At 46.6% G+C, this 26,069-nt stretch carries 19 protein-coding genes; 8 read left to right on the top strand and 11 right to left on the bottom strand.

Going from position 1 to position 26,069, the window contains the following annotated elements:
• Positions 1 to 94: 94 nt before the first annotated feature.
• Entirely contained in the window at positions 95 to 580 is a 486-nt protein-coding gene (greB, locus tag QTP81_RS16740) for a transcription elongation factor GreB (RefSeq protein WP_289367100.1), read from the bottom strand.
• A gap of 157 nt (positions 581 to 737) precedes the next feature.
• Between greB and QTP81_RS16735 the strand changes: the two genes are divergently transcribed.
• Positions 738 to 980: a hypothetical protein gene (locus QTP81_RS16735; RefSeq protein ID WP_289367099.1), complete on the top strand. Its 243-nt coding sequence runs from the start codon at positions 738 to 740 to the stop codon at positions 978 to 980.
• Between the two features lie 273 nt (positions 981 to 1,253).
• On the opposite strand, the gene bamJ is transcribed toward QTP81_RS16735, so the two are convergent.
• Positions 1,254 to 2,009, bottom strand: coding sequence for a BamJ family beta-barrel-assembly machinery protein (gene bamJ, locus QTP81_RS16730; RefSeq protein ID WP_289367096.1), 756 nt, complete (start codon positions 2,007 to 2,009; stop codon positions 1,254 to 1,256).
• Positions 2,010 to 2,135: 126 nt separating this feature from the next.
• Here bamJ and QTP81_RS16725 point away from each other — a divergent pair, with 126 nt between their 5' ends.
• Positions 2,136 to 3,134 carry a WD40 repeat domain-containing protein gene (locus tag QTP81_RS16725; RefSeq protein WP_434533003.1) on the top strand — a complete coding sequence of 333 codons (999 nt, stop codon included), beginning with the start codon at positions 2,136 to 2,138 and terminating at the stop codon, positions 3,132 to 3,134.
• A complete protein-coding gene (locus QTP81_RS16720) occupies positions 3,127 to 3,345 on the top strand; it encodes a SlyX family protein (protein ID WP_289367091.1) in 219 nt (72 codons plus the stop codon). The genes QTP81_RS16725 and QTP81_RS16720 overlap by 8 nt, the downstream gene beginning before the upstream one ends.
• A 3-nt stretch (positions 3,346 to 3,348) precedes the next feature.
• Here the strand turns inward: QTP81_RS16720 and QTP81_RS16715 are convergent, their stop codons facing one another.
• Positions 3,349 to 4,323 carry a threonine dehydratase gene (locus QTP81_RS16715; RefSeq protein ID WP_289367090.1) on the bottom strand — a complete coding sequence of 325 codons (975 nt, stop codon included), beginning with the start codon at positions 4,321 to 4,323 and terminating at the stop codon, positions 3,349 to 3,351.
• A 27-nt stretch (positions 4,324 to 4,350) separates the two neighbouring features.
• Positions 4,351 to 5,382 (bottom strand): FAD:protein FMN transferase, encoded by a 1,032-nt coding sequence (locus QTP81_RS16710; RefSeq protein WP_289367215.1) that lies wholly within the window; start codon positions 5,380 to 5,382, stop codon positions 4,351 to 4,353.
• A gap of 107 nt (positions 5,383 to 5,489) precedes the next feature.
• Here QTP81_RS16710 and plsB point away from each other — a divergent pair, with 107 nt between their 5' ends.
• Positions 5,490 to 7,934, top strand: coding sequence for a glycerol-3-phosphate 1-O-acyltransferase PlsB (gene plsB, locus QTP81_RS16705; RefSeq protein WP_289367089.1), 2,445 nt, complete (start codon positions 5,490 to 5,492; stop codon positions 7,932 to 7,934).
• Between the two features lie 65 nt (positions 7,935 to 7,999).
• Here plsB and ilvA read toward each other — a convergent pair whose 3' ends face one another.
• Genes ilvA through QTP81_RS16690 form a run of 3 tightly spaced genes read right to left on the bottom strand, consistent with a single transcriptional unit; the run spans position 8,000 to position 12,343 of the window.
• Positions 8,000 to 9,541, bottom strand: coding sequence for a threonine ammonia-lyase, biosynthetic (gene ilvA / locus QTP81_RS16700; protein WP_289367088.1), 1,542 nt, complete (start codon positions 9,539 to 9,541; stop codon positions 8,000 to 8,002).
• A complete protein-coding gene (gene ilvD, locus QTP81_RS16695; RefSeq protein ID WP_289367087.1) occupies positions 9,538 to 11,397 on the bottom strand; it encodes a dihydroxy-acid dehydratase in 1,860 nt (619 codons plus the stop codon). The genes ilvA and ilvD overlap by 4 nt, the downstream gene beginning before the upstream one ends.
• A gap of 13 nt (positions 11,398 to 11,410) precedes the next feature.
• Complete coding sequence (locus tag QTP81_RS16690; RefSeq protein WP_289367085.1) at positions 11,411 to 12,343, bottom strand: branched-chain amino acid transaminase; 933 nt, start codon at positions 12,341 to 12,343, stop codon at positions 11,411 to 11,413.
• A 403-nt stretch (positions 12,344 to 12,746) separates the two neighbouring features.
• Here QTP81_RS16690 and QTP81_RS16685 point away from each other — a divergent pair, with 403 nt between their 5' ends.
• A complete protein-coding gene (locus QTP81_RS16685) occupies positions 12,747 to 16,982 on the top strand; it encodes an EAL domain-containing protein (protein ID WP_289367084.1) in 4,236 nt (1,411 codons plus the stop codon).
• Between the two features lie 42 nt (positions 16,983 to 17,024).
• On the top strand, positions 17,025 to 18,536 hold the full coding sequence (locus QTP81_RS16680; RefSeq protein ID WP_289367083.1) for a YifB family Mg chelatase-like AAA ATPase: 1,512 nt from the start codon (positions 17,025 to 17,027) through the stop codon (positions 18,534 to 18,536).
• Here QTP81_RS16680 and ilvY read toward each other — a convergent pair.
• Entirely contained in the window at positions 18,518 to 19,381 is an 864-nt protein-coding gene (gene ilvY, locus QTP81_RS16675; protein WP_289367078.1) for an HTH-type transcriptional activator IlvY, read from the bottom strand. The two genes, QTP81_RS16680 and ilvY, sit on opposite strands and share 19 nt — an antisense overlap.
• 114 nt (positions 19,382 to 19,495) lie before the next feature.
• On the opposite strand from ilvY, the gene ilvC reads away from it, so the two are divergent.
• Positions 19,496 to 20,971: a ketol-acid reductoisomerase gene (gene ilvC, locus QTP81_RS16670; RefSeq protein ID WP_289367076.1), complete on the top strand. Its 1,476-nt coding sequence runs from the start codon at positions 19,496 to 19,498 to the stop codon at positions 20,969 to 20,971.
• A 387-nt stretch (positions 20,972 to 21,358) separates the two neighbouring features.
• On the top strand, positions 21,359 to 21,691 hold the full coding sequence (locus QTP81_RS16665) for a hypothetical protein (protein WP_289367075.1): 333 nt from the start codon (positions 21,359 to 21,361) through the stop codon (positions 21,689 to 21,691).
• Between the two features lie 23 nt (positions 21,692 to 21,714).
• Here the strand turns inward: QTP81_RS16665 and QTP81_RS16660 are convergent, their stop codons facing one another.
• The 3 genes from QTP81_RS16660 to QTP81_RS16650 all read right to left on the bottom strand — a co-directional run bounded on the left by QTP81_RS16660 (position 21,715) and on the right by QTP81_RS16650 (position 26,061).
• Positions 21,715 to 22,932, bottom strand: coding sequence for a multidrug effflux MFS transporter (locus QTP81_RS16660; protein ID WP_289367074.1), 1,218 nt, complete (start codon positions 22,930 to 22,932; stop codon positions 21,715 to 21,717).
• An 85-nt stretch (positions 22,933 to 23,017) separates the two neighbouring features.
• A complete protein-coding gene (gene ppk2 / locus QTP81_RS16655; protein WP_289367072.1) occupies positions 23,018 to 24,010 on the bottom strand; it encodes a polyphosphate kinase 2 in 993 nt (330 codons plus the stop codon).
• Between the two features lie 101 nt (positions 24,011 to 24,111).
• Complete coding sequence (locus QTP81_RS16650) at positions 24,112 to 26,061, bottom strand: alpha/beta hydrolase family protein (protein WP_289367071.1); 1,950 nt, start codon at positions 26,059 to 26,061, stop codon at positions 24,112 to 24,114.
• Positions 26,062 to 26,069: the final 8 nt, after the last annotated feature.

The following is a 26,069-nucleotide window of genomic DNA, read 5'->3' as shown; positions in this document are numbered from 1 at the left end:
ATTCAGATTTTTGATATCTGGATAAAAAATAGTCATTGGCCTGCAAAGCTAAGTGGCCGTCTTTTTTCGCGAACAATGCAATACTTGGATCGCGTTAATCAGAATTAGGGGTCTCGTACCATATATCCACGATAGTCCAGTAGGCTGTGGCCGCCTCAGTTTTGACGACCACCTCGTCGTCAATCATCTTACCGACTAGCGCTCTAGCCATAGGGCTGTCCACAGAGATGTAATCCTTTCGATCAAATATCTCGTCGTAACCTACGACTCTAACGGTTAATTCTTTGCCATCCTCTCGCTCAATTTTGCACCAGGCACCGAAAAGTACTTTCTCCTCCTGTACGGGGTCGTAATCGACCACTTTCAAACGTTCTAACGCCTTGCGTAAATAACGCACGCGCCGATCGATTTCGCGTAATTTCTTCTTGTTGTACTGATAATCAGCATTTTCGCTGCGATCACCTAGACTGGCTGCCCAGGTAACTTTTTTAGTGGTTTCTGGACGCTCAACGCGCCAAAGATGATCCAATTCATCGCGCAGCGCATTATAGCCCTGACGAGTTACTAGCGGTGTTCTCATTAAAATTCATAATTTTCAGAAGGTTGTCGATAATATGTGATATAACAGTGCTAAGCGTCAACGGTTTAGATGTCGGCACCAGAAAAAAAACCGGTTAATTTTTGAACTATTTTAGGCCTATCAACACTATAAGAATAACAACACTTGAGGCAATAAAATGAAATCATCCCACAATCCGAATTCGCATATGTTGATTTCAAGGAAGAAACCACAAACAACTGCCAGTGTTGTGTTGTCGCTGGTTGGTTTTCTACTTTTCCTAACCGGAGGCTTAGTAGCGGCAGCCTCTGTCGTAGACGCTGTGCTAAATAGCTTTGCTTTAAGCAATTTAATGTGCTTTGGTTTGGGCGTAGTAAGCTACAAGTTAGGTCGCGTTGTCATGGTACGTTGTACTTCCTAACCCGCTAATTTATAGATAAATTCTCGTAGGCTATTAAAAACCCATTTATATAGCCAAGTATTCCTATCAGATGTTATCCGTTAACTATACTTAGTAATACGTAGCAAGTTTGTTGCGATACTTGAAAACCTGAATGCGTATTCAGAGTGAAGCCGCACAGCGAATGGTCGTGAGTGCTGGCGGGATGGAATCAAGCTGGGCAGGGAGTGTGCTCTTAAAAAAAGCCGGAAACCTTAGGGTATTCCGGCTTAATTCTATCTGTTGACGGGTTTATTACTCGTTGCCAGCGATATCTACCAATTCAACATCAAAGATCAAGGTCGAGTAAGGCGGAATGCTACCCGGACGGCCGCGTGGTCCATAGGCTAGGTCATATGGGATATACAAGCGGTGCTTAGAACCCACCTTCATCAGTTGCAAACCTTCAGTCCAACCGCGAATAACGCCATTAAGTGGAAATGAAATTGGCTCGCCGCGCGAGTATGAAGAATCAAATTCAGAACCATCGATAAACGTACCCCGATAGTGCACCGTAACGGTATCTGCAGCGGTAGGCTGGGCGCCTGTACCTTCGGTCAACACCTCATATTGAAGCCCCGAATCAGTCACCACAACACCTTCACGCTTAGCATTTTCAACCAAGAACAATTGACCCGGCTCTTGCTTCTTTTGTTCAAACAATGCGTCGCCAGCTTGTGCAATCTGGCTCATCTCATCGAGCGTAAACGCAGCATTGTCATTGATTGCGTCTTTAAACCCCTGCAGTGCATCTTCGGGTGAAAAAGCCACGCCAAGCTGCTCAGCTTCCGCAGCACGGTTGGCGATGTATGTTCCCATGCTCGCACCGACTACGTAGGCGTGCTTTTGTTCTTCACTTATATCTGCGGCAACAGTCGCCGTTTCAATCGTCGACGTCGTCGCTTCAGAAGTTGCTGAACCAATGTCAGTGGTAGCGCTGTCGGATGTTTGTGGTTGACATGCTGCTAAGCCAAGCGCCAACAACACTGTGGCGATAGGTGAAAATCGCATTAAATGAGTCTCCTGTAATTATTTTGGATTTAGCGCAGATAAAGTCTTATAAAGAATAAAATGCGGCATACGTGCTATGGTAATCTGTGTATGACCAAAGCGAAACCCCATGAGAAGATAAACTGGATGATAACCCGGAAAAACGCGTTGAGATTGTGCTTAATAGCGCTGCTAACCACGGCAGTTTCTAGTTGCGGTCGATCAATATCAACCCCCGATAAGGTTTTAGAGCATAGTGCTGATGGTGCATTGGCGGCAGATGTCTCTGCCGATGGCACTCTCGCAGTTATTTCGAGTGTTGATCTAGGTATCAAGATTTACGATTTAGAAACCAATACCGGTTTATATGAGTGGCATCACCAAGGTGATGGTCGAAATTTGGTGACCAATATCCATATCGCCGCCGATACATCTCACGTTGTGACATCCGATCGTGAAGCATTCGCTTTATGGAGCGTTGAATCTGGTGAGCCCATCGGTTTTTGGCGGATAGATGAGAGTGCAATTCGCGATATTGCTGTGAGTAATAACGCGCGCGGTATATTGGTTGGCAGAAGCTCAGGTAAAACCATGTTTTTCGAGCCCAGCAATGGTCGTCGCTTGGAATTCTTGGGTCATCAAGAAAAAATCAATAGCGTGGATATTTCGCCCAATGGTCGTTTCGCTTTAACGGGGGGCAACGACTATGTCGCCTATCTGTGGAGTACAGATAACGGTCAAATTATTCATACATTCTCGCATCCACAGCGCGTTACTAAAGTGGCATTGGACGACATGGGACGCTACGCATTTACTGCAGATAGTACCAATAACGCGAAAATATGGAATGTACAAACGGGAGAATTGATCAGTCAATTGGATATCTTTGTCCGCCAGCAAATCTTTACTGATGCCGTTTTCTCAGCTGATGGAAAGTGGTTGTTAACGGGATCACCGTCTCGCCGGATAAATTTGTGGGATGTACAAACGGGTTTGGAAGTTCAAGAGTGGCGAGTGGCTCCGAATGAAAATGCGCCATTGCGCACGGCTGTCGTGAACGCTGTTGGATTCCTAGATAATGCCACCATTATAAGCGAAAGCAGTAGCGGCCTAGCCGAAATATGGAGCATCCCCAACAATGACTAAACAAGATTTGCAGGCGCAAATTGATGAATTACAGAGCAAGCTAGCGTTTCAAGAGCATACTATCGACAGCTTAAATGAAGCATTATCCACTCAGCAGGAGCAAATGATTGATATGGAACGCAAGCTCAAGTTTGTGATCGATAAAATCAAAACGCTGCAACAGTCAAATATTGCCAGTGCTGATGAAGAAACACCGCCACCTCATTATTAGTGTTTATTTTACTTGTGGGGTTTCGCCGCGCATAACCTGAACAAACCAATCAGTGTCAATATTTCCACCGCATAAAATTACGGCCACGCGTTTGCCTTTTAATTGTTCTCGCTCTTGCATAGCAGCGGCCAGTGGCGCAGCACCTGCACCCTCTGCCATATTGTGTGTGGCTGTGTAATACAAACGAATAGCGGCGGCTACCTCGTCATCGGTAACGCTGACAACGCGGCTCGCGCCTTTAGAGTAATAGTTAAATGCTTGTTCCACAGGAACTCTCACAGCCATACCATCGGCAAAGGTCTTCGCCGTATCAGTACTTATCATTTTTCCAGCGTCAAAGGATAGCTTCGCCGCCGGCGCTGCGGTTGAAACAACACCTATAATTTCAGTCTTAAGACCCATTGCATCGCGCACTGCAAGTAGACCACAAATCCCAGAGCCACAACCAATAGGGACGTAAATACGATCGATATCCGCGACGTTTGCCATTAACTCAAGCGCATAACTCGCTACGCCTAACGTTATGTGGTCGTGATAGGAAGGCACTAAGAACAGCCCTCGCTCCGCAGCTAATTGCTCAGCCTTTACACGTGCCTCATCGAAATCGACGCCGTGTTCTATAACCTCACCACCAAATGCCCGCATCGCCGCGTTTTTTTCTACTGAATTGCCCTGCGGCACCAATATCGTAGCGGAAAGCCCCGCAGCTGTAGCTGCCTTTGCTTGACTTTGCCCGTGGTTCCCACGGGTTGCCGTGATAATGCCACGACACTTTGAGTGATGCGTTTGCAACCAGTGCATAAAGGTTATCCCACCGCGCACTTTAAATGCACCCGTGGCGGTGTGATTCTCGTGCTTTACCCAGACTTCACTGCCCAAGTATTCAGACAATAATGGCCAACAATACTGTGCAGTAGGCGGTTGGACTTGATGTACACGCGTTGCCGCTTCACGTAGGACATCTAAACTGAATAACATGGGTTTCAGCTCCTGTTGTAGTAGCTGCTACTGTTGCTGTAGCAAGCCGTTGGAATAATGCATTTTGCGATCGGCATCCATTATCACTGCATCAATGTCTGGCCATTGATTGATTAACGTTAAGCCATGCTCGACACCTAACACAAATACTGCGGTGGAGAGTGCGTCGTTGTTTGTTGCAGAGTTACTGATAATAGAGACGCTCTGGACGCCTTTTGCGGACTCACCGGTCTTTGGAGATAGAATATGGTGGTAACGCTGACCATCTTCTTCGAAGTAGCGTTCATAGTCACCTGAGGTCGACATTGCAGTGTGACTCAACGGCAACACTACCGCCTGCCTATCAGGATTGCGTGGGTCGCGAATACCGACAATCCAATCACGTCCTCGTCTGTCACCAAGCAGCTTAGTATCACCGCCAGCTGTCACCAGGGCATGCCGAAAACCCAATGCATAGAGCTGTGACACGGCATTATCTACCGCATACCCTTTGGCAATTCCACCCAGATCGATTTTAACGTCCGGATGCAGAAATCGTATGCTAGACGCCTCTTCATCCAACGCAATCAAGCGATAATCGATCGCTTTGCGTAATTGCGCAATTTGCCTGTCATTTGGGCGCTGTTTCTGTCTGTAGTCATAGAGGTAACCAACACTTGCGAATGTAATGTCAAAGGCGCCCGCTGTATTTTCAGAAAACCATTGAGCGCGTCTCAGTAAGTCAAACATTTCAGCCGAAATGACCACAGCTTCACTGCCGGCCTGACGATTGATCAATGAAAGTTCGCTCGATTCAATATATGGACTCATAAGTTCATTGATACGATGCATTTCTGCAAATACCGTATCTAATGCCAATTGACCACGCTGTGGCGTTTGCGCCCAGACTTCAGCGTATATGTTGGTGCCCATAATGCCTGCCGATCCGGAGTACCAATCACCTTCCTCTTCAGCGTGTAGCGCTGACGAGCACACACCGCCAAAAAATAGTAAGCTAAGTACATACAGATGCTGCAAACGCTTGTGTAAAATCGGTAACACTATTTTTATGACTCTCATTCGTCGCAAGAAAAACCCTCCTCAGCATGCGAGTGAATCTAAGATAAAGCAAATGTTTTAGCAGCATGATAATATTAACAGGTGTTAAATAATCATTTGGATACCGCATGTCTTGGCTTCGCAATAGCCTATCCGCTTGTTTTCACTGGCCAGTGAAACTTCTAGTAAGATCAAAAAGCATTCCTGCAGATGTTGAAGCTGAGCTTGGCCTAGTAAAGACTAAACCCATTATGTATTTGTTACAGACTGACTCTGTGACTGATCAATTGGCGTTAAAATTTGTCTGTAAGCGTTTAGGGCTGCCCGAGCCCACCGGTAAATTTGAAACTGATCATGTGATGCTGCCTCGCAGTCTTTTCCTCCGCCGCCCTAAACCCGTATTTAGAAGTGCCGCCAAGCAAACAGATACTATTGATGTATTTACCAATATGTTTCAGTTGCACCGGGTTCATACCGATTTGGATTTTCAAGTCTTGCCCGTGTATATCACTTGGGGCCGAGCTCCAGGTAAAGGTACACCAGGTTGGGCCGATTTAATTGCCGATCAAGCGTCTCCCAGCTGGTTACGCAAGTTCTTCATCGTGTTATTCCTCGGGCGCGATAACTTTGTCAGTTTTTCACGCGCTGTATCTACGCGCTCAATGGTCCAGCAGCACGGCAGCGACCATCAGATTGCACAAAAGCTCATCCGCGTGGCGAATACTCACTTTCATCGCAAGCGTCAGTCACTGACGGGCCCTACACTATTGGAACGCAGTGAACTGAATAATTCGGTATTGGGTTCTGACGCCGTTAAGCTGGCCATTCAAGACGAGATTAAAAGTAAGGGCGTCACACCTGAAGAGGCCAAGCAAAGCGCACAGAAGTACATTGATGAAATTGCCGGCGATTATCGAGAGGGGCTAATTCGCATTGGCGACCGCGTGCTGACTCGGATTTGGAATAAAATTTACAACGGTATCAGTGTTGGCCATGCCAAACGGATCCGAGATTTAGCCCAAAATGGTCATGAAATTATCTATGTTCCTTGCCATCGCAGTCACATGGATTATTTACTGCTAACCTACGTGATCTACCATGAAGGCATGGTAACACCACATATTGCTGCAGGTATTAACCTAAACTTTTGGCCCGTAGGTAAGATTTTCCGCCGCGCGGGAGCATTCTTCTTACGCCGCAGTTTTGCCGGCAATAAACTCTATACGGCGGTCTTTCGCGAATACTTAGAACTACTGTTTAATAAAGGTTATTCGGTCAAGTATTACCCTGAAGGAGGCCGCAGCCGCACCGGCCGCCTTATCCCACCTAAAACCGGCATGCTGGCAATGACATTACAAGCGATGCTAAAAGGCGTTAAACGTCCAGTAAGTATCGTCCCAGTTTATATCGGCTATGAACACGTGATGGAAGTTAAGAGCTACCTCAAAGAACTGACCGGTGGGAATAAGAAAAAAGAATCACCGCTACAAATTCTGTCAGCGGTACGCAAGCTCAAAAACTATGGTCATGGCTACGTGAACTTCGGTGAGCCTTTACAGCTGAATCAGTTCCTCGACGAGTACGCCCCCCAATGGCGTGACAGTCAAGACCAACCAGCGGACAAAAAACCATCGTGGTTAACACCCACTGTTAACGAACTTGCAAATCGCGTCATGCTCCGTATCAATAAAGCAGCGGCTGTCAATGGTATGGCATTGGTAAGTATGTGCTTGTTGTCATCCAAAACAAAAACTATGACGAAAGCCGAACTCGTGAAAGCCATGAATGACTATTTAGCGTTGCTCCAAGAAGTACCGTTTAGCGCCGACTCGACATTGAGTGACAAACGCGCTGAAGAAATGCTGGAAGACACCTTGAAGTTAAAGCGTTTGTCTGTTGTGGATGATAAATACGGTGTACTGATCTCGCCACAAGAGAATCAAGCAGTAACCTTAACCTACTACCGCAATAATATTCTTCATTTGTTTGCTTTACCCGGCATGATCATGACGATCGTGTTTGCTAATAATGGTATTGAGAAGGCTAAACTTCTTCGCCTGCTAATTGAACTCTACCCTATGTTGCAAAAGGAGTTATTTTTGTACATGGATACAGAGTCAGCCTGTGATTATTGCGAACGCCTGATTATGCAGTTAAAAGAACAGGGATTACTAAACCAAAAGGGACGCAAGCTAATGCCTCCAGAGCGCGGTTCCGAGCACTTCCATTCGGCTTGGCTATTAAGCCGTGCTATGCAGGAGACGGTTCAGCGTTACGCCGTAGTTTTACGCGCATTAGAAATCGCCAAAACCATTTCACGCGGCCAACTAGAAAAAGTCTCTCGAACTATTGCAGAGCGTTTATCCTCACTTTACGGCATGAGCTCGCCAGAGTTTTATGACAAGAACGTATTTAGTTGCTTAGTCACCGCCCTACGTGAACAGGGGCTGGTAGAATCAACTGATGATGGCACTCTACAGCATTCAGATAGCAGTCGAGCCCTTCAGGAGGAAATCAACCAATTGGTGTGGCCAGAGATTACCCAACATTTACTGCAGCTCGAAGAAATCTAATTAACTGTGTCAACGGCTATAAGACAGCGGTGATGCCTGGTCTTAAGATCAGGCACTTAAACAGCCTAATGGGCTAAGAAAAACTGATATGCAGGGTTAGTACTTTGCTCTTCAAATTTGTAGCCTAATTCAGCCAAATGCTGGTCAAACTCATCTCTACTGTTCTGAGGAATTTCGAACCCACACAAGACAAGACCATCTGCAGCGCCGTGGTTGCGATAATGAAATAGCGTGATATTCCACTTTTCTCCTAGCGTATCTAGAAAGCGCAGCAGAGCACCAGGATGCTCTGGGAATGCAAAAGAGAATATGTGTTCTTCTATGTCTTTAGCGGGTTTCCCGCCGACCATATGCCGCACGTGGAGCTTAGCCATCTCATTGTCAGACAAGTCAAAACATTGATAATCTGCGGATTGCAATTCGTCGAGTAATGCTGCGTATTCTTGGCGGCCGTGCTTGAGCTTTATGCCAACAAACACATGCGCTTCATTGTCTGTTGAATAACGATAGTTGAATTCGGTAATGGCACGATTGCCCAAGCGTTCACAGAACTGTTTAAACGCCCCTGCCTCTTCAGGCAATTTAACCGCAAATACCGCTTCCTTTTGCTCACCTAACTCACAACGCTCTGACACATACCGCAAAGTGTGAAAATTGATATTGGCACCACACAGAATCGCGCCCAAATTTTCATCAACCACAGCATTATCTTGACAATACTTACGGATCGCCGCGATAGACAACGCGCCGGCAGGCTCTGCAATCACGCGGGTGTCATCAAAAATATCTTTAATCGCAGCACATATCTCATCATTACTTACCGTAACAACATCATCGAGTAGCTGATCGCAGAGGCGGAAGGTTTCCTGTCCCATAATTTTAACGGCTACACCGTCGGCAAATATGCCAACGCTATCCAGTTCGACCGGTTGACCCGCCGCCTTGGCCGCAAGTAAACAGGCGCTCTCTTCGGCTTCAACCCCAATTAATTGAATGTCAGGCCTTAGCTGTTTTAAATAGACCGCTATACCAGCGGCTAACCCGCCACCGCCAACAGCAATAAACAAGCGTTGTAAATTGGGATTCTGCTCAAGAAGCTCTCGCGCAATTGTACCTTGACCCGCAATTACATCCGGGTGGTCAAATGGCGGGACAAATACCATGCCTTGTTCACGGCTTAGCTGCTTCGCATGTTGGTTTGCTTGGTCGAAACTCATACCGTGCAATACCACCTGGACACTGTTGCCGCCAAAACGCTTCACAGCATCAATCTTGATGTCCGGTGTAGTCTCAGGCATAACAATTGTCGCGTTGACTTGCCTTCTATTGGCTGAAAAGGCTACACCTTGTGCATGATTTCCCGCAGAGGCTGTAACGACTCCACCCGCCATTTCCGGCGCCGTTAACTGAGCCAAGCAGTTGTACGCGCCGCGTAACTTAAATGACTTTACCGGTTGTTGATCTTCGCGCTTGAGAAATATGTGGTTCCCGAGCTCTTGGGATAGCCGTGCCATGTAGTTCAGATCAGTATTGAGCGCCACATCGTAGACAGGCGCTAATAGAATTTTCTTTAAGTACTCTTGCGCAGAGGGGCTTGATTTGGTCATTGACTTAACAACTTATCAAGTTTCTTGGCGTCTCGTACCGCACCTTTGTCGGCGCTAGTGGCTAGCAATGCAAAGTTTTTCAACGATGTAGTAAGCGGACGCACTCGATCTACGGGCTGCCATGGTTTATTGCTTGCATCCATTTTTGCACGACGCTCAGCCAGTTCAGCATCTGAAATATCGACGTTGATACTGCGATTCGGAATATCAATCACAATGGTATCGCCATCTTCGACTAGAGCTAAGCCACCGCCACTGGCAGCTTCTGGGGAGCAGTGGCCAATTGAGAGGCCCGATGTACCGCCTGAGAAACGACCGTCAGTAATGAGTGCACAAGACTTGCCTAGGCCTTTCGACTTAAGGTAGCTGGTTGGATATAGCATTTCTTGCATGCCTGGGCCCCCTTTGGGCCCTTCGTAGCGAATAATAACTACATCACCAGCCTTCACTTCGTCACCGAGGATCCCAGCAACGGCGTCATCTTGGCTTTCATAAACTTTTGCCGAGCCGGTGAATGACCAGATTGACTCGTCCACACCAGCAGTTTTCACGATACAGCCATCTTCTGCAAGGTTACCGAATAGCACTGCCAAGCCACCTTCCGCACTGTAAGCATGCGCTACATCGCGGATACAGCCTGTCTCACGGTCTTTGTCGGCCGTAGGATAGCGACAATCTTGACTAAACGCTTGGGTAGTCCGAATACCCGCAGGCCCGGCTCGATAAAACATCTCAGCAGCAGGGTTTTCATCTGCAACAATAGACCAATCGCTGATAACCTCTGCCATGGTCTTACCCAATACGTGATTGGCATCGTTGTGCAGAAGTTTGGCATTTTTCAACTGCTCTAAAATCCCCATTACACCGCCGGCGCGGTGCACATCTTCCATATGGTACTGCGAAGTCGCAGGAGCTACTTTGCACAAATTGGGTACTTTGCGTGACAATCTATCAATATCACTCATCTCAAAGGCAATCTCGCCTTCAATGGCTGCAGCCAGTAAATGCAAGATGGTGTTGGTGGACCCACCCATGGCGATATCCAAGCTCATGGCATTCTCAAATGCGTCAAAATTGGCGATGTTGCGTGGCAACGCGGTTTCGTCACCGTCTTTGTACCAACGCTCACATAGCTCGACGATCAACGAACCCGCGCGTTTAAATAACTGCTCGCGGTCTTTATGCGTTGCCAATGTGGAACCGTTTCCGGGTAGAGAAAGCCCCAGTGCTTCAGTCAAACAGTTCATCGAGTTCGCAGTAAACATGCCTGAACAGGAGCCACAAGTCGGACAGGCTGAGCGCTCAATTTCATCGCTGTCAGCATCCGTGACTTTATCGTCGGCCGCGGCAACCATTGCATCGACCAAATCCAGTTTGATGATCTGATCAGACAGCTTAGTTTTGCCGGCCTCCATGGGGCCGCCTGAAACGAAAACTACCGGTATATTGAGGCGCATCGCTGCCATGAGCATACCCGGTGTGATTTTATCGCAGTTAGAGATACACACTAAGGCATCAGCGCAATGGGCATTCGCCATGTACTCCACGGCATCAGCAATGATTTCGCGGGATGGCAAGCTGTACAGCATGCCGCTATGCCCCATTGCAATGCCATCGTCGACGGCAATGGTATTAAATTCTTTGGCGACACCACCTGCGGCTTCGATACTGCGAGCGACCAGTTGTCCCATGTCTTTTAGATGTACATGACCGGGAACAAATTGGGTGAACGAGTTAGCGACAGCAATAATGGGCTTGCCAAAATCGTTGTCTTTCATTCCTGTTGCTCGCCATAACGCGCGAGCACCTGCCATATTGCGACCTTGAGTAGTTGTCGCTGATCGAAGTTTAGGCATGTCGCCCTCCTAGTTACTCATAAACCGGGGTTAACCAGCCCCATTTATCCTCAGTTTTGCCGTTAAACAGGCCAAAGAATGCATTTTGTACCTTCTCGGTAATTGGCCCGCGTCCACCGTTTCCAACCGAAATGCCATCGACACTGCGCACTGGCGTAACTTCTGCGGCGGTACCACACATCAAAATCTCGTCAGCCAAATACATCGCTTCACGTGGGATATTCTCTTCACGCACTTCATAGCCCATTTCTCTTAACAGAGTCATGACCGTATCGCGAGTAATGCCAGGTAGAATCGCAGCGGTTTTAGGTGTAGTTGAAACAACGCCGTCTCGGATAACGAAAATATTTTCGCCCGCACCTTCACTGATATAACCATTTACGTCTAGCGCAATACCTTCACCATAGCCGTGTCGACGTGCTTCCATTGAGATCAGCTGTGACGATAAGTAGTTACCACCCGCTTTAGCGCCGGTAGGCATAGTGTTAGCGGCTAATCGGTTCCAGCTTGAAATACCAGCATCGACCCCGTTCTTCAGCGCTTCTTCACCCAAATATGCGCCCCATTCGAATGCGGCGATGGCTAGCTCAGTTTCTTGACCAAAAGGCACTTGAAGTCCCATACCGATATCACCGTAGTAAGCGATTGGACGAATATACGCTGACGACAGCTGATTTTTACTAATGATATCAAGTGTGGCTTGGTTAATTTGTTCTAGCGTATAGGGGATCGTCATACGATAAATCTTGGCTGAATCCAGCAACCGACGATTGTGCTCATTTAGACGAAAAACGCAGGTGCCTTTATCTGGCGTGTTATAAGCACGAATACCTTCAAATACTGAAGAACCATAATGAATAGCGTGCGTCATTACATGCACGGTGGCATTTTGCCAAGGCATGATCTCGCCGTTAAACCAAATAAACTCTGCAGGTTGCTTTGCCATAGTAATTCCTTAACTTACTTTAATACGTAGGGTTTGTTTAATGCATGAATGATACATGCATCAACAGCTCTGCCCAACGTTGAAGGCTATGAAATTACCTAAACATTGTTATGGATGTGTAAACTTGTATGACCAAGTTAACCAGTGGGCGATGAAATAAGTCGCCGGATAAAATTGCAAGGGCGCCATGGCGAGCGCTAAATAAAAGGTAGCACAGAAAAGATAACGGAAACAAGAGAAGAATAATGCGCAAATTATGTCTTATTTATCAGGTTCTGATATATTTAGTGTTTGATACATTCGCTTTAACAGCAACGTGGGTTATAGGTACCGCTTTTTGATGACACACAGAATTAGACGCCTTTTTTCGCGTGTCACACACTTTAATACACTGCACGTGCTGATGCATAGTGTTGTATTTAGCTTGCTCTTTTCCTCTTGGGTTTTGGCCCAAACACCTGAGCCTCGAATTAAATCCCCTCGCTTTTCGACAGTTTCAACCAAAATTGGGCTCGCCCAAGATATTGTCACAGATATGCTGCTAGACAATGACGGCTTTTTATATATCGCCACCGAAGGCGGATTAGACCGCTGGGATGGTTATCAGTTGAAGCGCATCCGCGGGGAGAATGAGCAGCTTACGGATATGTCGATAAGCCGACTATTTCAAGACAGCCAAGGGAGTATTTGGATTTCAACGCTGTATGCGGGTATGTATCGGCTTAACCCTCAAACGGGAGCAGTTCAACACGAATTTACGCTACCACTAATTGATGATCCTAACTTCAACCAGTCTGCCAATAGCTTTATTGAAGTGTCTGACTCGCATGTGTTTATCGGTCTCGATTTTCACATTGTCCGTTATGACTACACCAGCGGCGCAATTGAACAAATATATGAGGTGCCTGCAGAGCACGTTAAAAACGGAGATGGCATACGATGGATAGAAACCATCGATGAGCAGATCATTATCGCCATGAGTAGCGGTTTATTTGTGCGCAGTCCAACTGGCGAGGTCAAGCAGGTAGATTTTCTGCCGGAGGACTATCGTGACGACCGCGACTCGCGGAACGTTAAGCACTTGTACAAGGATTCGTTAGGCAATCTATGGGTGTCGACTGTTCGCGGCCTGTATGTGGGTACCATTGAGGCTTTTTTGGATGCACTTGATCAGTCCCAACCTCAATGGAATACACAAACAGCAATTGCTTCACGCAATGTTTGGCGCGTTGTTGAATACGAATCGGGTAAGTTTTGGATTGGTACTGATATCGGCCTTTTTTCATTAGCGTCTCAACCTCAATTTAACGCAGAATACATATTACAGCCGATGAAAGGCATAGAAGTCTTGTCGCGGAAAGATATATTAGATATTGAAGTGGACCGCGATGGTAACCTTTGGTTAGGCACTAATTACGGAGGGGCCATGTATTGGTCGCCCTCGAGTTTATTGTTTGACAATATCCAAATTGCTAACGACACGGCCGAAGCGCAAGTGTTAACAGACAATACTGTATGGGCACTGTCGACCGATACTGACGGCCAGCTTTGGATTGGCACTGACAATGGTTTAACGCAATTTGACCCCACCACTCAGCAAAGCAAACTGTATTTGCAAAAAGACGAATATATCCCCTTTAGCGATAGCTATATCGATCGCATTTTTACCATTGATGAACAAACGCTCATTTTACAGTCCGGAGAAGGATTGTGGTGGTTTGATAAGGAAACGGGTAAACGGAGCAGGCCACCGACCCAAAATCAAGAACAGGCGGAGATTCTCAGCGATTTTGTATGGGGTAGCGGGCTTGATGTAAACAATAATATTTGGTTTGTGGTTAATAATTCGTTTCATCGCTATTCGATACAGCAGCAAATTGTTGAGCCGATAGAGATTGATGCACCACTCAATCCGGCGAAGTTTTATGCCTTTTTAGGTTATGCTCCGGAGTACCAAAATCGTCTGTGGGCGTCAATGGTTGGGGCCTTGATGCTCGTCAACCCAGTCGATAAGTCGGTCGAAGTTGTGCATGAACTTGATGCTGCTGAAAAAACGCGCGAACTCTATCCCAGTAGCCTGTTACTCGATAAACAAAATATTTTATGGGTTGCATACCCGGGCCTAGGGCTGTTCGGTTTAGATGGTCAATCATTTGAACAGAAATACTTTTTCAACCAAAATAATATGCTGCCGACCACCTTGGTATATTCACTCATTGCCGATGATGATGACAACTTGTGGTTCAGCAGCCATTCAGGCCTGCATCGGATTAATTCGGCCCGCGATAGGCTCGACAACTTTCGCTATGGCCAGGAATTAAACGTGGCTGAATTTAACGATGGCGCAGTAACTAGGATGGCCAATGGTCACTTCGTTTTTGGGTCACCTAGCGGTGTAGTGAGTTTTTCGCCCGATTCAGTCAATAACCGAGCCACTGAAGAGCGCAATTACAGTCAATACACTTTTCAGCAAGATCGAATGGCTATCACAGAAGTATCCTTGGCAACCCGTCAGTTGGAACTACCTTTTTCTAATATTGACAACAATCCAATAAACCTAAGCCATGACGATAACGGCCTGAGCATTAGGTTCTCTAGCTTACAATACAGCCATACAAATAATACGTCGTACGTCTATAAACTCCTTCAAAACGGCCGCGTACTGACTGAAGCCGAAACATCAGAGCCGTTCGTTAATTTTGCCTTACTTGAACCCGGCAAATATGAGTTTGTAGTTGCCCCTTCGCTCAATTCAGGCGGTGCCGAGATTCAACCCGCTCGGTTACCCATACACGTTGCGCATGCACCTTGGAACACTCCACAAGCGCGTGCCATGTATGTATTTATGATCGTTGCTGTACTTTTCGTAATCTGGAGTGTTAGGCGCAGACAAATATATCACCTCGAACAAGCGCGAAGCCAAGTGAAACTGTTTGGTGATGCCTTCAAACAAACGAGCGACTGGGTCATAATTTTTGATCGTGAATTCAATCCTATAGCTCTCAACCCGTCCTTGGAGAAAGCCTTTGGGCTAAACTCGGAGGAAGACACTCTGGTGAAATTTGAGCGGCTTAAAAATACTTACCCTGAATTTGAGCGCAACGCGATGAGTGGTTTACGTCACTTTTTACGCGAAGGCTTCTGGCGCAGTGAACAGAAACTGACCTTGGCCGATGGCAAAGAACACGATGTGTTGATTAATCTAACAACTGTCAGTAACGACGACAATAGCAATGAAGCCGACCATTATCTAATGGTCTTTTCTGACATTTCCGATCAAAAGCGAGCCGAACGAAAGCTGCGTAAAATGGCAACGTTTGATGGTTTAACAGGATTGGTTAATCGCAACTTAGCCCTCGACCGCCTCGAGCACGCAATTGAAAATGCAAAAAGTCACAATACCTTGGTGGCGGTTTTATTTGTCGATTTAGACCGATTTAAAGGGATCAATGACAGCTTAGGCCATGAATACGGCGACAACATTTTGAAAGTTGTCGCAAAGCGAATGCTCAACATCGCAGCACAAAATGACACTGTAGGCAGAATTGGTGGCGATGAATTTGTAATTGTGATGGAAGACGTGGTCGATTTTGAAGACGTCAGTTCATTTATTTCTCAGTTAGTCGCGTTAATTGAAGAACCAATTACAGTGCGCAGCGAAATTTTACGCGTTTCCTGTAGTATTGGGGTTTCAATGTATCCCAATGATGGTATCGAACCTGCAGATCTATTGCGCTTTGCCGATGTCGCAATGTACAGCGCCAAAAATGATCCTGTGAATAGCTTTAGATTCTTCACCGAGTCCATGAATGTGCGCGCAAAGTATCGCTTGTCGTTGGAAAATTTAGTCAAACGCGCCTATCAGCAAGAACTTTTTTATAATGTCTACCAACCCATAGTTAATGTTAAAACAGCAAAAACTGAGGGCATGGAATTATTGCTGCGTTGCGCGATCAGTGAACAACCCATTTCGCCTGCGGAATTCGTGCCAATACTTGAGGAAATGAGGCTTATCGTAGAGGTCACTCGGTCCTCGTTAGGTGCAGCGATGAAGGAAGTCTCAAACTGGTATAAACAGGGTTTTAATGGATATCTTTCCGTTAATTTGTCAGCTTTACATTTTACCGCCGCTTTTGATATCCAAGGGCTGGATAAACTCCTAGCGAGCTATAATTTACCCAAATCAGCATTGCGATTCGAAGTAACCGAGGGCGTACTAATGGGTGATCGCGAAATGGCTTTAGAGCAGTTTGATGCACTTAAAGCAGCAGGGTATAAGCTCGCACTCGATGACTTCGGAACCGGGTATTCTTCGCTCAGTTATCTCAAGATGTTCCCGCTTGACGTGATTAAAATTGATAAGAGCTTTACTGATGATATCGGAAAAGGATCTAGTGGAGATAGTTTAATTATTACCACCATTGGTATGGCTAACAACCTGCACATGGACTGTATTGCCGAAGGGATAGAGACTGAAGAGCAGGTGAAATTTTTACGCCAGCAAAGCTGTGTCAGCCTGCAAGGGTATTATTTTTCAAAGCCTGTCACAGCCGATATGTCTAGTGCCATAGTGACGCGCGACTGGGCGCCAATGTTAGCGTTGGATCCCGGTCACCAAGACAGTTGTGAGGGCAGCTAACCCAGCGTAATCTTGCAAGCCTATTAGTCACAAGGATATGTGATGGGATATGCCACTGTTTATACGCGCTCGAGCATGGGAGTCAAAGCCCCACAGGTGACCGTAGAAATCCACCTCGCCAACGGTATCCCCAGTTTTTCGCTCATTGGATTGGTTGAAGCCAGTGTCCGCGAGTCTAAAGAACGAGTGAGAAGCGCAATTATCCATTCTGGATTTGAATTTCCTGCGAAGCGAATTGTGATTAACCTGGCCCCGGCTGACTTGCCCAAGCAAGGGGGCAGATTTGACTTAGCCATTGCTATTGGCATCTTGGTTGCGAGTGAACAAGTGAGTGCAAATTTGCTTGACCAATTTGAGTTTCTTGGCGAGCTATCTCTATCTGGTGATTTGCGTCCTGTGGCGGCAATTCTGCCAGCGACGCTTGCAATTGCACCATCATCCCGACAGTTGATTGTCGCCAATGCAAATCTCACCGAAGCGCTGCTCTATAAAGTTCAAGAAAGCAAAGGTGCAGATAATCTGCTGCAAGTGACTCAATACTTAAATCAGCAAGGAACGCTTGAAAGCGAACCTCCAACAATGGACCAATCGTCACTAACACAGCAACTAGCCTTGAGTGACGTGATTGGTCAGCAACAGGCGAAGCGCGCGTTAATCATTGCCGCCAGCGGCTTTCACAACCTGCTCATGGTCGGCCCGCCCGGCACAGGAAAGAGTATGTTGGCGCGACGGATAAGTGCTTTACTACCGCCAATGACAGACCAGGAAGCAATTGAAACGGCAAGTGTTTATTCAGTCTTGGGGCAATTCGAAGCGAGCAAACATTGGTGCCAGCGTCCATTTCGAAGTCCGCATCATAGTGCCTCAATTTCTGCCTTAGTTGGCGGCGGAAGTAATCCTCAACCCGGAGAAATTTCCATGGCACATAATGGCGTTCTTTTTCTTGATGAACTACCTGAGTTTGGCCGAGCCGCACTTGATACGTTGCGAGAACCATTGGAAACGGGTGATGTACAAATATCGCGAGCTAAGGCGAAAGTCGAATTTCCAGCGAATTTTCAACTCATAGCAGCCATGAACCCTAGCCCAACCGGCGATCTAGAGGACCAACGCGTCAGCGTTGAGCAAATCATGCGCTATCTCAGTCGTCTATCAGGTCCGCTACTCGATAGGATTGATTTGCAGGTTGAAGTTCAGCGGCAGCCGCTACAACTAATCTCCCTAGCAAGCGACGAATTTAGCTCGAGTAGTAAAGTACGTGACCGTATTAGTCAGTTACACGAACTACAACGGAAGCGACAAGCGTGCTTAAATGCACAGCTCACAAGCACACAATTAGCACAGTACTGCAGCCTCAATGCAGCAGACCAACAATTTTTTGTCGAGTGCCTCGAAAAGTTCAATGCGTCTCATCGTGCGATGCACCGCTTCTTGAGGGTTGCGCGAACCATCGCCGATTGGGAGAACAGCCGCGATATCCAGCGACACCACCTAGCTGAAGCGATCAGTTATCGAGCATTAGATACCTTGATACGTCAGTTTACGCCTTGTTGAAGCATAGCTTGCACGAGCGGTTCTTGGCGACGCGTGTTGAGACAGCACAACCCCAATTCGTAAGGTTCAATATTCACCACGTCAATATAATTGACTTGTGATTGAAGCGCCGAGTGTTCGAGTACTACCCGGGGTACAAATCCAACCCCGCAGTCGAGTGCTACCATGCTCACAATGGCTTCGTTACCCGCGACTGACGCGTACACATGCGGACGCACGCCGGCTTCTGCAAACCAGTGATGTACGGTTCTTCGAGTCGGTCCTGACTCAGGCATAATGACGGGTGTATTACGCCAGTCGATGTTATCAATATGAGTTGCAGTAAGCCGCTTGGGCATGGCGAGAACGAGAGGCACTTTTGCCAACGGTTGAAAGTGTAGCTCAACAGGCAAGTCTGGTGCATTTATCGCTATTGCAACATCAGTTTTGCCATCTAACACTTTCTGCACGGCTAAACCGGGATCACCGGTTTCTAGCTTAAAGTCTACGCCACTGTATTGCTGTCGGAACTTTGCCAGTAACTGAGGAAGATGGCTTTGACTTGCGGTTACCGAACAGAAAAAGCGCAACTCACCGGTCAATTGTTGTGACGTTTGATTCAATGATGACACTAGATCTCGCCACTCGGTCAACATCGGCTCAGCGAACTCCAGTAATTCTTGACCCGCATGGGTAAGCCTTACACTGCGGTTATTGCGCACAAATAAAGCAGCCCCACATTCATTCTCAACCCTCTGAATAACACGGCTCAAGGTCGAAGGAGATACAAATTGCGCAGCTGATGTTTTACCGAAGTGTAAGCTGGTCGCCAAATGACAGAATAGCTGCAGGTCTCTAAAATCCACTCTCGTTTCACTTTATGCAACATAGTGTTGTGAATATATCACTTTAAACAACAATAGTAATTACGTATTGTTCTTGGCAGGCAAAAAGCCTAAACATTTTTGGACAAGGTAAACATGGCAAATTACTTCAATTCTCTTTCATTGCGGGCACAACTGAAACAATTAGGTCAGTGCCGTTTTATGCAGCGAGCAGAATTTGCGCAAGGATGTGACTTTTTAAAAGGTAAGAAAATCGTCATCGTTGGCTGCGGTGCACAGGGTCTAAACCAAGGACTCAACATGCGCGACTCCGGTCTTGATGTAAGTTATGCATTGCGCCAGGCAGCTATTGATGAGAAGCGCGACTCTTATCAACGGGCCACGAGTAATGGCTTTACAGTGGGCACCTATCAGGAACTCATTCCCACTGCTGATTTAGTTTATAACTTAACGCCTGACAAGCAGCATGCCGCGGTGGTAGAAGCGGTAATGCCGCTTATGCAAAAAGGTGCGGCGTTGGGGTATTCGCATGGTTTCAACATTGTTGAAGAAGGCCAACAAATTCGCAGCGATCTGACTGTCGTAATGTGTGCACCTAAGTGCCCCGGTACAGAGGTGCGCGAAGAGTACAAGCGCGGATTTGGTGTTCCCACATTGATTGCCGTCCACCCAGAAAATGATCCCGAGCAAAAAGGTTGGAACATCGCGAAGGCGCTGGCAAGTGCCACCGGTGGCGACAGAGCTGGTGTATTGGCATCATCGTTTGTTGCTGAAGTTAAGTCTGACTTAATGGGTGAACAAACTATATTGTGTGGAATGCAGCAAACCGCTGCGGTACTTGGTTACGAGAAGATGGTCGCTGACGGTGTTGATCCTGCTTATGCAGGTGCTTTAATTCAGCACGGTTTAGAAGCGATTACTGAAGCGCTGAAGATCGGTGGCGTTACTCACATGATGGATCGATTATCGAACCCAGATAAAGTGCGTGCATTCGAGCTGTCAGAGCAATTAAAACAAATCCTGACGCCACTATTTGAAAAGCATCAGGACGATATTATTTCCGGTGAGTTTTCCAAAACCATGATGGAAGACTGGGCCAATGGTGATGCTAACCTGCTGCGCTGGCGTGAGGAAACTGGCCAGACAGCATTTGAGAACGCTCCTTCTTACTCAGGTAAGATTGATGACCAAACGTTCTTTGACAAAGGCGTGCTGATTGTTGCCATGATCAAAGCGGGTGTAGAACTGGCATTCGACGTAATGGTTGAAGCAGGGATTTTACCTGAATCGGCCTACTACGAGTCATTGCACGAAACACCGCTAATCTCAAATACGATTGCGCGCAAGCGTCTATATGAGATGAATGTGGTTATCTCAGACACAGCAGAATACGGGAACTACTTGTTTGCTAACGCTGCTGTGCCATTGCTAAGAGAACAATTAATGCCTTCAATCACTCCTGCTGACTTGGGTCAAGGTGCCAGTCACTCGAGCAATGCGGTCGATAACATGCGGTTGGTTGAAGTTAATCAAGCTATTCGTACCCACGGTGTTGAAACCATTGGTTCACAACTTCGCGAGTACATGCACGATATGAAAGCTATCGTGTAGGACAGTTCTGTCGTTAGGTGCTTAATATAAGCCCTCTTTGCCCGGTCATTTTGGCCGGGCTTTTTTGTGCTTCAAGACCAATATTCTTAAAAAGCAACAAAAGTACTTCTTTGTAGACTTGTGTCACTATTTACCGACGCTCAGTCAATTAATTATATCCAGTTGTTTCATATACATATTTATTGATTTCCTGCAATTCTAGATGTGTTTCAGTCGTGCAGCTGTTTCTCGCGTATGACAAAGGTGACACATCGTCACAGATAAAATATTAACCCACTGTTTTTTATGGGTTTTATTATTGGCAAGCAGATTGCTACCAAACTATCAAAGCGAGCAAACTACCGCTTTCACCATGTTTGAAACGTTATTACTTGAAAGGAAATAAAAATGAACCGAACTGCGAGCCGATTTACGCAAGTTGGCGACTGGATATTTGAAGTTAAAATGGTCCGTGCACTAAAAGTGTCTCGCTATGGTGAACCCTACACAGCAACCGCCAACCTCACAGCAAATGGTGACCAGATCTATATCGATACCCAGATGACTCGTGAGGGTCAAGATTTTACTCGCAAAGACTTCATGGCATTTTATAAATTTTGTCAGATGCTTAATATGAAGTCCGTTAGCTATGACAAAATCAAGCAAGGACAACGTTATTCAAGAACGGTTGAAATTGCAGAAAATCAGCAGCCTAAGCCCATTGTACGCTTGGTAAGATGATGTTCGTCACCAAGGATGGTCTGCTATTCGGCTGCACCATCAGCCCACAATACACTGAGCATAGCCAACGTACAAAATACAACAAATCCGATAGCAATAGGCATGACGTTAGTTGTTAAAAATGCATCGACCAATACCGCCACCGGTACTGAGATTAAGCTAGAAATAGCACCTATAATCGCGGCACCTAGACCTGCCATATTACCCAGCGGTAACATCGCCATGGAGTTGAGGTTACCGAATAATACTCCGATAAAGAAAAAGCCTATAAATAGTGTTGTAACAAATTGCCAAAGTGGTGGTACACCTGCATTGAAATACACCAAGGCGAGCAGTCCAATACTAAACGCAACGCTTCCGACTAATGCAACTCTGCATAAAAATCGCATACCAAAACGCATCACTAATGTGCCATTTAAGAATGACGCTAACCCTATGGAAGCCGCTAACGTAGCAAATATGAGTGGGAAATTTTCACCGGTCATATAGATTGTCTGAAAAATCGTCTGGGAAGCACTTAAATACGCTAAAAATGCACCAAAGATAAAACCCATTGCCAAGCTGTACCCCATGACCTCGCGGTGAGTAAAGATGTAACGCAAAGAATGCCCAAGCGCGCTCCAGGTGAAGGGCACACGCTTTTCGCGCGGTAGAGTTTCTGGCTGACGAGCAAAAAACCACACCCCAGACAGCAAGCCAACGATTAAGAATAGCGTGAAGATGTGTTGCCAGCTAAACCACAACAAGACCCATTGTCCGATCATTGGTGCAATCATTGGCACCGCAATGAACACCACCATAATAAACGACATGACGCGCGCCATTGCTTCCCCAGCAAACTGGTCTCGGATCACTGCCATTGCCGCTATTCTGGGCCCAGAGACGCCCACAGCTTGAACTAGTCGACCAAACAACATAACTTCCATCGATTCAGCAAACATGCATATTAATGTCCCACCAGCAAAGATCAGTAACCCGACTAAGATGGTAAGGCGACGCCCGCGTGCGTCTGCGAATGGGCCGAATAGCAACTGACCGAACGCCATACCGATGAAAAATATTGAGACGATAAGATGAATTTGTTGCTGTGACGTACTGCCTAAGTCAGCGCCGATTTGGTTCATTGCTGGCAACATTGCATCGATGCTTAGTGCCACCAATGACGTCATCAATGCCATTAGACATACGAACTCTACGAGTCCTAACGCTGGCTTGCTGAAAGTCTTGGCTTGTTTTGACATCACGGTTACCGTCGAATAAAAGGCGGTACAATATAACAGCTAGCGTACCGCCGAGACAGTTATTCCCGTGCTCTATTATAAGAATTTATGTTCTTTTAAGGTCAGGATGCAGGCTCTTACCCAAAATATGCTTGTCTCTATCTATGACTCTTGCCGCACGCCCAACGATCAGAGGATCAGGAGCTTTGGCAATGCGCGTATCTTTGTTAGGGTAAGGCAGGGCGTGCAAAAAGTGCTGCATGCAGTTTAGTCGTGCACGTTTTTTGTCATCAGATTTTATTACGATCCACGGCGCGTCAGCGGTATCTGTGTAGAAGAACATTGCTTCTTTCGCTTCTGTATAATCATCCCACTTCTGTTGTGCTAGTTTATCAATCGGACTCAATTTCCACTGTTTTAGAGGATCCGTTTCACGTTTATTGAAACGCCTGGTTTGCTCTTCTTGTGACACCGAAAACCAAAATTTAAACAGTAAGATCCCGCTTCGCGTCAGCATCCGCTCTAATTCAGGTGCCTGGCGCATAAACTCCAAATATTCGTTTGGTTGGCAAAAACCCATGACCCGTTCTACGCCTGCACGGTTGTACCAACTGCGGTCAAACAGGACAATTTCACCCGCGGTCGGCAAATGCTTGATGTAGCGTTGGAAATACCATTGCCCTGATTCTGACTCTGAGGGCTTTTCAAGTGCAACCACCCGCGCACCACGAGGGTTCATGTGTTCCATAAAGCGCTTGATTGTGCCGCCCTTGCCCGCAGCATCGCGGCCTTCAAACAACATGACTACGCGTTGCCCAGTTTCTTTCACCCATTTCTGTAATTTGAGCAGTTCTACCTGTAATCCTTGTTTATGTGACTCGTAGAACTTGCGTGTGATCTTGCGCGCATAGGGGTATTCACCCGATCGAAATGACTGCTCAATAAAAGCGGGGTCGTGACGACGCTGTGCTAACGTTGGTTTAAGCTCGTTATGCCCACCCACCTCGCTATGAGGAATTGAATTGATTGTGCTTGATGTGGGCGAGCTGCCGTTCGCTAAATTGGAGCTGCCGCTCACTGAGTTGTTTGTTTGATCCATATACTTGCCTCCATGCAAAGTCTAACGCGATAAGCTTCATCGCGTTAGACAGATAGCACAAGACATTGATTCAGATCAGCAATCTTGTTATCGCCGCAGCACTAGTCTAAATGACGTGATAGAAACTCATCGACTGCGGTGAAAAACCGGTGTCTATTTCGCTGTATCGACAAGTAATGATCACCGCTTTCTAGTTCTATGTATTCAAATGTTTTGTCAAGATCCTCTAATTCATCAGCCATCATGCGGCTCTGGCGCACATCGACTACGCGATCCTCATCTCCGTGTACCAACAAGATTGGCGTTTTGATTTTCTCTACCGCGTAGTAAGGAGAACGTGCTTCTAAGTCGTCACTATCAGAACCGATTTGGTTTTTGACGAATTCTGTATTCACAAACTTGCGCGATGAGGATACCAATTGACGTAAATTACTCACCCCAGCAAAACTTACACTACACGCGAACAAGTCAGGTGTTTTTACCGTCGCCATCAACGCCGCGTAACCGCCATAACTGGCTCCAACGATGCAGATTTTTTCCGGATCTGCGATCCCCTGCTCGACTAGCCAGTGGGTGGCATCGGTTAGGTCGTCTTGCATGGCCAAGCCCCAACTTTGCATTTGACTCCGCGCAAATTCATAGCCGTAGCCGGTTGAGCCTCTAAAGTTTGGTCTAAATACCGCATAGCCACGATTACTAAAAAAAGAAGTCCAATAATCAAAGCCAGCAAAATCACGCGCTCCCGGGCCACCGTGAGGATGCAATATAGTGGGAATAGGACCTTCGCCTTTGTTTTTGGGCAACGTCAAGTAACCCTCAATTTCCGTTCCATCTCGTGCCGTGTAAGTGACCTTCTGGTGCTGAGTTAACACATCGGTTTGCATTAAGCTTGGATAGGTATCAAACAAAAGACCCAAAGAACGATTCTCTCGATTACCAATGTAGTAGCTCCCCGGCGTATAATCATTTTCGCTATACAAGATATAGCTGTTCTCCTCATTATCTAAACTCATGAGATAGTTATCAGTATCCGGAAATGCCTTGTCAAAGCCTTTGTGCAACCCAGTGAAGCGGTCATCCCAATAAATGCGGCCCAGCTCTGAATTTGCGTGATAAACACCGATGGCCTCGCGTGTTTTTGGCGAGTAAATCAGCCCCCCCGAAACGTCATACTCGGGGTCTGCAAACACCAACGTCTTAGTATTATCGGTAAGGTTCCATGTAAACAATGCTAATTTATCGTCTTGATAAGCTTTGTAATACATCAGGTTTGGATCGAGGCCAAAGCCAACGGGATAAATCCCTGACTCGTTCATAGCATTGAAGCTAAAAATCGTGTCCCAGTCATCGCTATCCGATGTCCGGCGAACCAAAATCTCTCGCTCACCGTCATCGTAATCGAGAGTAATCCCAACTCTGAGATTGCCCTGCTGGTCGGTTAGCCAATCGCGAATCTTGCGTTTACCCTTTTCGATTCGGCTCATGCGAGTGGTGTATACATTAAGTTTGTAAACCGAGGGTAACAGAGGACGATCCAAGTCTATGGCCACTATGATGTGCTCAGGATCATCAGGTAACCAATCAATCACATTGTCTTGAAACTGAGAAACACTAACGCGATCTTGGCTTCTGCCACGGGGCTTAATTAACAAGCGAGCTTTTTCACCGGTGTCGTTATAGTCCATAGCGTATAGGCGCGTTTGATAGTATTTGACGTTGCGATCTCTTGACTCATATCGCGCACTGATCGCAAGCGTCTTATCATTCACCCATCGATACCAATTTATTTTCACCTTCTCATTGTCAGAGCGCAACAGGTAGGTTTGCTCACCCGTTTGCAAATCTACGGTAGACAAAAAAGTGGCGCCCCCATCAATATCGGCGTTCTGTAAAAACGCAACGCGTATGCCACCAGGCGACAGTTTGGGATTTGCATACTGCGGTAGGCTACTAAAGCTTTCTACGCTAAGACGCTCTGCATAGGTAACTGAGTGAAAACTAAATAAAATGAAAAAAAATAGAACGCTGACGCGCGAGAAAGGTCCATTCATTACTACTA

Origin of the sequence: Neoalteromonas arenosi (assembly GCF_030362855.1) — a bacterium.
In the GTDB taxonomy this organism is placed as follows: domain Bacteria; phylum Pseudomonadota; class Gammaproteobacteria; order Enterobacterales; family Alteromonadaceae; genus Alteromonas_E; species Alteromonas_E arenosi.
Note: the sequence above shows the minus strand (reverse complement) of the source record. Positions and strands in the feature narration are given on the sequence as shown.

Bases quoted from the DNA above. Each gene is read 5' to 3' on its own strand.
- QTP81_RS16735 (WP_289367099.1), top strand. From the start codon at position 738: ATGAAATCATCCCACAATCCGAATTCGCATATGTTGATTTCAAGGAAG.
- QTP81_RS16680 (WP_289367083.1), top strand. From the start codon at position 17,025: ATGGGATATGCCACTGTTTATACGCGCTCGAGCATGGGAGTCAAAGCC.
- greB (WP_289367100.1), bottom strand. From the start codon at position 580: ATGAGAACACCGCTAGTAACTCGTCAGGGCTATAATGCGCTGCGCGAT.
- bamJ (WP_289367096.1), bottom strand. From the start codon at position 2,009: ATGCGATTTTCACCTATCGCCACAGTGTTGTTGGCGCTTGGCTTAGCA.
- ilvC (WP_289367076.1), top strand. From the start codon at position 19,496: ATGGCAAATTACTTCAATTCTCTTTCATTGCGGGCACAACTGAAACAA.
- QTP81_RS16685 (WP_289367084.1), top strand. From the start codon at position 12,747: ATGCATAGTGTTGTATTTAGCTTGCTCTTTTCCTCTTGGGTTTTGGCC.
- plsB (WP_289367089.1), top strand. From the start codon at position 5,490: ATGTCTTGGCTTCGCAATAGCCTATCCGCTTGTTTTCACTGGCCAGTG.
- QTP81_RS16715 (WP_289367090.1), bottom strand. From the start codon at position 4,323: ATGTTATTCAGTTTAGATGTCCTACGTGAAGCGGCAACGCGTGTACAT.
- QTP81_RS16665 (WP_289367075.1), top strand. From the start codon at position 21,359: ATGAACCGAACTGCGAGCCGATTTACGCAAGTTGGCGACTGGATATTT.
- ppk2 (WP_289367072.1), bottom strand. From the start codon at position 24,010: ATGGATCAAACAAACAACTCAGTGAGCGGCAGCTCCAATTTAGCGAAC.
- QTP81_RS16710 (WP_289367215.1), bottom strand. From the start codon at position 5,382: ATGAGAGTCATAAAAATAGTGTTACCGATTTTACACAAGCGTTTGCAG.
- QTP81_RS16720 (WP_289367091.1), top strand. From the start codon at position 3,127: ATGACTAAACAAGATTTGCAGGCGCAAATTGATGAATTACAGAGCAAG.
- QTP81_RS16690 (WP_289367085.1), bottom strand. From the start codon at position 12,343: ATGGCAAAGCAACCTGCAGAGTTTATTTGGTTTAACGGCGAGATCATG.
- QTP81_RS16660 (WP_289367074.1), bottom strand. From the start codon at position 22,932: ATGTCAAAACAAGCCAAGACTTTCAGCAAGCCAGCGTTAGGACTCGTA.
- QTP81_RS16650 (WP_289367071.1), bottom strand. From the start codon at position 26,061: ATGAATGGACCTTTCTCGCGCGTCAGCGTTCTATTTTTTTTCATTTTA.
- QTP81_RS16725 (WP_434533003.1), top strand. From the start codon at position 2,136: ATGATAACCCGGAAAAACGCGTTGAGATTGTGCTTAATAGCGCTGCTA.
- ilvA (WP_289367088.1), bottom strand. From the start codon at position 9,541: ATGACCAAATCAAGCCCCTCTGCGCAAGAGTACTTAAAGAAAATTCTA.
- ilvD (WP_289367087.1), bottom strand. From the start codon at position 11,397: ATGCCTAAACTTCGATCAGCGACAACTACTCAAGGTCGCAATATGGCA.